This window comes from Streptomyces sp. NPDC058373 (genome assembly GCF_042723275.1).
In the GTDB taxonomy this organism is placed as follows: Bacteria; Actinomycetota; Actinomycetes; order Streptomycetales; family Streptomycetaceae; genus Streptomyces.
On the sequence record NZ_JBHXJE010000096.1, the window covers coordinates 1 to 3,543 of the forward strand.

Below are 3,543 nucleotides of genomic sequence, written 5' to 3' on the forward strand. Positions count from 1 at the left end.
TCCCTCGTACTGGACGTACTCGGGTGATTCGGGCGTACGGCGAGAGTGCGTGCCAGGCGTCGCAGGCCCACGAAGATCCGCCGGACAGGGCCTAGATCAGGACATTCTTGTAGAAGAGGTTGCTGCGGCGGTCGCCCGCCACACCCGAGGCGAAGCCGAGGAAGAGGCGGACCTCGCCCGCGGCCGTCCGGTAGATGCCCATACCCTCGGGCTCCCGGAAGGCCAGCGTGGACCCCGCGCGGGTGAAGGCCCGCTGGACCAGCTCGCCGGTGTTGACGTCGACGCTGGAGACGTACGCGTTGCCGGGGTTCGGGTTGTCCGGGCCGTACGGGTTGCCGGTGAGCTGGTAGACGTAGCTGCCGTACAGCGCGTAACCCTGGAAGGTGCCCAGGCCCGTCGGGTGCGGGACGTCGGAGAGCGGCTTGTCGTAGACGCCCGCCGCGATGTCGGCGACGTCGTACACGCCGTAGCGGCGGCCGGAGGCGGTGAGGTAGCGGATCGCCATGCGGTTGTTGACCGGGTCGATCGCACAGGTCATCTCGGTGGCGCCGGGGATCGGCTGGTGCTTGGCGAGGGCGGTGGAGGTCCGGCTCAGCGTCGCGCCGTTGTTCCACTTGAAGCGGGCCAGCCTGGTCCCGCGGGCGTTGCTGTTGACGTCCACCTCCGTCCACAGGTACGTGTCCGAGCCGACCGGCTGGGCGCCGATGGAGACGCCGTGGCCGAAGCCGAGAAGGTACATGTGGCCCAGCTTGTTGCCCGAGAAGTCGAGCTGGGTGATGCAGAGGTCACCGCTGTCGTCCGGCGAACCGGACTTCAACTGGGCTACGAACAACCGCCTGTTGACGACGTCGAAGGTGAACGACTGCTGAACCCGCGCGTCGTGCAGCTTCACGTGCCGGAACAGGTCGTGGGACGGCTCTGTCAGGCTGAAGCGCTTGCCGGCCGGGACGGCGGCCGCGGCGCTGCCCGCGCCCAGGCTCAGGCCGAAGGCGGAAGCGGCCACGAGCCCGCCGCTGAGCCGCAACAGCCCGCGCCGACTCGGTCCGCTCGTGGCGGGGTTCGGCTGCGGAACGTCACGGAGGTCACTCACGGTGTCTCACTTCCGGTGGTGGGATCACAAGTGGTGCGATATCCGCATCGTTCCCGTGGGGCCGGGAGTTGTCCAGGGTCCTCCGGCAGGGCCCGGAGGCCGGGCGGCGCGGGGTGGGGGAGCCCTGGCGTGCGGTGAGGGCGTGCCCGAGGTGCGGCGGGTGTGTGCTTGACGCGGGGCGAAGCTGCTGGCAGCGTGCCCAGCGACATCCGTCGCCGTCACCGCAGACCATCGGGGGAACCCGTGCCCAAGCGAGCACCGCGAGGCCGGACCGCCGCCCTCCTTCTGTGCGGGCCCCTGCTCGCCCTCACCGCCGCCTGCGGCTCCGGCGACGACGCCCCGGCCCCCGACCCGACCGGCAGCTCCGCGACCCCCGCCCCCAGCCCCGCCACGACCGGGCCCGGCGGCCCGCTCACCGGGGTCTGGGACAAGGCCGACCCCGAGGCCCCGGCGACCCTCACGGTGAGCGACGACGGGGCCGTCACACTGACGGCCGAGGACGCCACCTGCAACGGCGATGCCCAACGCACCGGCCGCACCGCGTACACCGCCGCCCTGACCTGCACCTCGGGCCCCGACCGCACCCTCACCCTGACCCTCCCCGACGCCGACCCGGCCGAGACGCTGACGGTCACCGGCGAGGGCAAGCGGGGGCCGGGAACCTACGAGCGGACTACCTGAGCCCTTTTACGGGCGAAGCTCCCGGCAGAGCTGGGGGCCCTGGTCGGGGACCAGCCTGCCGGGGCTTCGTTCTCCTTACGGAGCCGCCTCCGCGCGGCCGGACACATCAGCCCGGATCGGGCCCACTGCTGACCGGCGCGGGAGCACCGTTTCGTGCCGTTCTCGAAGTTGCGGACGCACGGGTACGCACAGGTTGCCTCCGCCTGCAACGCCTGTCATCACAAGGCGGTTTCGAGGTCGGCGTTGTCCTGACGAATCTTCCGGAGGCCGTCATGACCACCAGCGGGCGCCCCACCCGTGCCATTCCGGCCCCTGCGGCGCATCGCTCCCCCGAGCCGCCTGGCGAAACCAAATGCCCCGGCGATAGCGTCAGTTCCCGAGTCCGCACTTTCGCCCCCACCGGGAGTCTTCACGTGAACCGCCGAACGTTGCCCGTCCTGTCCGCGCTCGCCACGGCGACAGCGCTTCTCCTCACCGGTTGCGGAGGGGATTCCTCCTCGCCGGACGACGAGATCGCGGGAGCGGGGGAGAGCTCGGCGAAGGCTTCGCCTTCGCCGAGCAAGAGTGAGTCGGGGGCGGATGCGATTGATCGGCCGGAGATGAAGTTCCCCAAGGACTTCAAGATGTCGTGGGATATGACGGCGCCGACGGATCCCGAGGAAGCGGCCGCTCTGAATGACGCCCGGAATTACATGAATGCAACCTTCTACGCGGTGACTCAGCAGGACCCGGAGGATGCGGCCTACAAGTTCTACGTGGTCCCTCTCAGCCAGGCGCAGGAGTACGCCAAGGAGACCGCTGAGGCGATTGTGGAACGCGGATGGACGGTCGCTGGTGAGCTGCGCCATTCCAAGATCGAGATGCGAAAGGGGAAATCGAAGAAGTTGATCACCGTCTCCTTCTGTCAGGACGAGTCGGACGCCTTCTCCAAGGATGTGAAGACAGGCAAGGTCCTGAGGGGCGAGGGGTCTGGAAAGCCTTACTACGCCTACTCGGTTCTGATGGAGAAGTCGACTTCCATCGAAGGCCTCTGGCAGGCGAAGGCCGCCTCGGCCACGAAGGGGGCTGCCCAATGCGCGTAGCGGTGAGGCGCGGGGGAGTGGCCACCGCCGCGGTAGCGCTGATGATGTGCAGCGTGAGTCCTGCCGTAGCGGGTATCGGGGTGGATCGGCCGCCGCCGGGGGGGCAGAAGAACGACGACATCTATGCCCAAGTGGAGGTGATCCGGTACGACACCTCCAAGAACGGTACCGGCCCTTCCGCCGGTCCGGTTTCCGCAGCTCAGGCTGATTGGTCGCCTCCGCCTTGCTGGTATGCGCCGAAGTGGACGCCGGGCGAACTGCGGGACTACTACCGGCGCGGTCACGAGGCGATCATCCACGATCCGGGTATTCCGCCGGGTGCTCGCAATAAGTGGAATGAAGAGCGTCACAACTATATAGACGGGGATTACGAGGACTTCAATCAGAAGAAGGAAGGTGGGGGGATGTGGTGGGGTGCTGTCCAGAACCCCAACGCTCCCTTCGAGGACCAGTTCGCCTGTGACCGCGTCCCCTTCTGGGCTGACAACGGTGAGACCCCCGAGGTAGAGAACATCATCACCCCCGAAATTCTCGCCGGCCTTGCCTACGAGCAGATCAAGGTGCCTGGGACCGAAGTCACCCTTGCCCCCGGTGGTAAGAGCAAGGTGAATCTTCCGACCTGGGCCTGGTTGGACGGTGGGGAGTTCAAGCCGGTTTCGGTGACGGCTTCGTTGGCGGTGGGTGGGTTGG

At 68.0% G+C, this 3,543-nt stretch carries 3 protein-coding genes and 1 pseudogene; 3 read left to right on the plus strand and 1 reads right to left on the minus strand.

Annotation, left to right across the window (positions count from 1 at the left end; all coding sequences use genetic code 11):
* Positions 1–91 precede the first annotated feature (91 nt).
* On the minus strand, positions 92–1,090 hold the full coding sequence (locus ACFWMZ_RS28125) for a teichoic acid biosynthesis protein C (RefSeq protein ID WP_383204987.1): 999 nt from the start codon (positions 1,088–1,090) through the stop codon (positions 92–94).
* A gap of 243 nt (positions 1,091–1,333) precedes the next feature.
* On the opposite strand from ACFWMZ_RS28125, the gene ACFWMZ_RS28130 reads away from it, so the two are divergent.
* The 3 genes and pseudogenes from ACFWMZ_RS28130 to ACFWMZ_RS28140 all read left to right on the plus strand — a co-directional run.
* Positions 1,334–1,771: a hypothetical protein gene (locus ACFWMZ_RS28130; protein ID WP_383183104.1), complete on the plus strand. Its 438-nt coding sequence runs from the start codon at positions 1,334–1,336 to the stop codon at positions 1,769–1,771.
* A 413-nt stretch (positions 1,772–2,184) separates the two neighbouring features.
* The gene (locus tag ACFWMZ_RS28135; RefSeq protein ID WP_383183102.1) at positions 2,185–2,853 is read left to right on the plus strand and encodes a hypothetical protein; all 669 of its coding nucleotides are present in this window, start codon (positions 2,185–2,187) and stop codon (positions 2,851–2,853) included.
* A 17-nt stretch (positions 2,854–2,870) separates the two neighbouring features.
* Positions 2,871–3,543, plus strand: a pseudogene (locus ACFWMZ_RS28140) (hypothetical protein); the annotation flags it as partial.